Source organism: Nocardioides sp., assembly GCF_031422975.1.
Taxonomy (GTDB): domain Bacteria; phylum Actinomycetota; class Actinomycetes; order Propionibacteriales; family Nocardioidaceae; genus Nocardioides.
The window spans coordinates 1-2498 of sequence record NZ_JANPEO010000134.1; the positions used below are offsets into that span (position 1 = coordinate 1).

Genomic DNA, 2498 nt, shown 5'->3' on the forward strand with positions numbered 1-2498 from the left:
GACGTAGAAGGGCCGGTTGTCCTGCGTGATGCCGGACCCGGCGAGGCCGTCGAAGTCCGCGAAGTCGCCGGCACGCACGCTGTCGACCTGGAGCGTCAGCTCGCCCGACACGTCGGGGGCCGGCTGCCAGGTCACGGACTCCGCGTCGCCGAACGACAGCTGCGTGGGGGCTGCCTGCTCGGTGGCGGTCTCGGACGCAGTCGGCGACGCCGTCGGGTCGGGCTCGGTCGTGTCCGAGCCACAGGCCGAGAGCATGAATGCGACGACGAGGGTCAGGAGACTGGCACGCATCATGGGTGCATTGTGCACCGGTGGTGACCAGCCGAACCTCGCAACCGAGTCAGCAGCCGACGAGGCGCTCCGCGAACCAGCCCATGATGCCGTCGAGGCTGATCCGCTCCTGCCGCATGGTGTCGCGCTCGCGCACGGTCACCGCGTTGTCGTCGATGCTCTCGAAGTCGATGGTCACGCAGAACGGAGTGCCGATCTCGTCCTGGCGGCGGTAACGACGGCCGATGGCGCCCGAGTCGTCGAACTCCACATTCCAGTTCTGGCGCAGCTCGGAGGCCAGCGCCTTCGCCTTGGGCGTCAGGTCGGCGTTGCGGCTCAGCGGCAGGACGGCCACCTTGACCGGCGCGAGGCGCGGGTCGAGCTTCAGCACGACCCGCTTGTCGACGCCGCCCTTGGTGTTGGGCGCCTCGTCCTCGGTGTAGGCGTCGATCAGGAACGCCATCAGGCTGCGGGTCAGACCGGCAGCGGGCTCGATGACATAGGGCAGGTAGCGCTCGTTGCTCGCCTGGTCGAAGTAGGACAGGTCCTTGCCGGAGAACTCGCTGTGCTGCTTGAGGTCGTAGTCGGTGCGGTTGGCGATGCCCTCGAGCTCCTCGAAGTCACGACCGGAGAAGCCGAAGCGGTACTCGATGTCGGTCGTGCCCTTGGAGTAGTGGGACAGCTTCTCCTGCGGGTGCTCGTAGTGGCGCAGGTTGTCGGGGTCGATGCCGAGGTCGACGTACCAGCGGGTGCGCTCCTCGATCCAGTAGCGGAACCACTCGTCGTCCTCGCCGGGCTTGACGAAGAACTCCATCTCCATCTGCTCGAACTCGCGGGTGCGGAAGATGAAGTTGCCGGGGGTGATCTCGTTGCGGAAGCTCTTGCCCATCTGGGCGATGCCGAAGGGCGGCTTCTGCCGGCTGGAGGTCACCACGTTGGCGAAGTTGAGGAAGATGCCCTGGGCGGTCTCGGGACGCAGGTAGTGCAGCCCCGACTCGTCCTCGATCACGCCGAGGTAGGTCTTGAGCATCATGTTGAAGTTGCGCGGCTCGGTCCACGCGGCGCGGGTGCCGCAGTTGGGGCAGGCGACGGACGCGTTGATGTCCACCGAGTCGGGGTCGTCGATCCCCTTCTTGGCGGCGTAGTCCTCCTGGAGGTGGTCCTCGCGGTAGCGCTTGTGGCAGGACTGGCACTCGGTCAGCGGGTCGCTGAACGTCTTGAGGTGGCCGGAGGCCTCCCAGGTCCGGGTCGGCAGGATCACGCTGGAGTCGAGGCCGACCACGTCGTCGCGCCGGGTGACCATGAACTTCCACCACTGGCGCTTGATGTTCTCCTTGAGCTCGACCCCGAGCGGGCCGTAGTCCCAGGCCGACTTGGTGCCGCCGTAGATCTCACCGCAGGGGTAGACGAAGCCACGACGCTTCGCGAGCGAGACGACGTTGTCGAGGGCGGTGGGAGCGGGCTTGGCCACAAGGGTTCCTTCGGGGTTGGCCGGCTGGCTGCCGGTCAGGGGCGATGAGCGAACGCTCAGCCTAGTGCGCGGGGCGAGGCGATATTGAGGTCGGTGCCCGGCTCGACGACTTCATAGGCGCTGGGCTCGTCGACTGCTCGACTCAGGAGTGGCACGGCCTGCATCTTCACGTCGTACGCCGACAGCGCGCGCCGGTAGGCGCCGACGTGCTCCCACTGCGTGGACAGCACCCACAGCTCGGGATCATCGACATTGCGGCCCACCGTGCCGTGCTCGTAGCCGGGTCGGGCAGCCAGCGCCGCGTGCGCGACCTCCATCTCGGAGCGGAACGCGTCGGCGGCGGCGGCGGACACACGGAAGCGGGAGACGACGAGCACGCTGGCAGCGTACTCAGGACGCGACCACCAGGCGCAGTATTGACAATGATTCTCAACTTGGCGAGAATCATTCTCATGTTGGTTCGTCCTTGCAGTCTCGTGGCTCTGGCCGTCGCCCCCCTGCTCCTGTCCGGGTGCGGCGGGTCGGGCGGCCCGGCCGACGGCGGGCACCAGGCGGTGGCCGCCTTCTTCCCCCTGGCGTGGATCACCGAGCAGGTGGCCGGATCTGGGTGGGAGGTCACTGGGCTGACACAGCCCGGCGCCGAGCCCCACGACCTGGAGCTCGGCATCGCGCAGACCGCGGCGCTCGACGCGGCCGACGTGGTGGTGTTCGAGCACGGCTTCCAGCCGGCGGTCGACGAGGCGATCGCCAACGTCGC

4 protein-coding genes are annotated in these 2498 nt (G+C 67.8%); 1 reads left to right on the top strand and 3 read right to left on the bottom strand.

The annotated features are described in order from the left end of the window. From RMO85_RS04325 to RMO85_RS04335, 3 genes are all read right to left on the bottom strand, one after another. Positions 1 to 294, bottom strand: a 294-nt coding sequence (locus RMO85_RS04325; RefSeq protein WP_310526693.1) for a hypothetical protein, incomplete at its 3' end; no start/stop codon positions are given. A 46-nt stretch (positions 295 to 340) separates the two neighbouring features. Then, entirely contained in the window at positions 341 to 1741 is a 1401-nt protein-coding gene (locus RMO85_RS04330; protein WP_397203081.1) for a glycine--tRNA ligase, read from the bottom strand. 56 nt (positions 1742 to 1797) lie between these two features. Then, on the bottom strand, positions 1798 to 2118 hold the full coding sequence (locus tag RMO85_RS04335; RefSeq protein ID WP_310526694.1) for an antibiotic biosynthesis monooxygenase: 321 nt from the start codon (positions 2116 to 2118) through the stop codon (positions 1798 to 1800). Positions 2119 to 2193: 75 nt separating this feature from the next. Here RMO85_RS04335 and RMO85_RS04340 point away from each other — a divergent pair. Continuing rightward, positions 2194 to 2498: metal ABC transporter solute-binding protein, Zn/Mn family (locus tag RMO85_RS04340; protein WP_310526696.1), on the top strand; the 305-nt coding region annotated here is incomplete at its 3' end.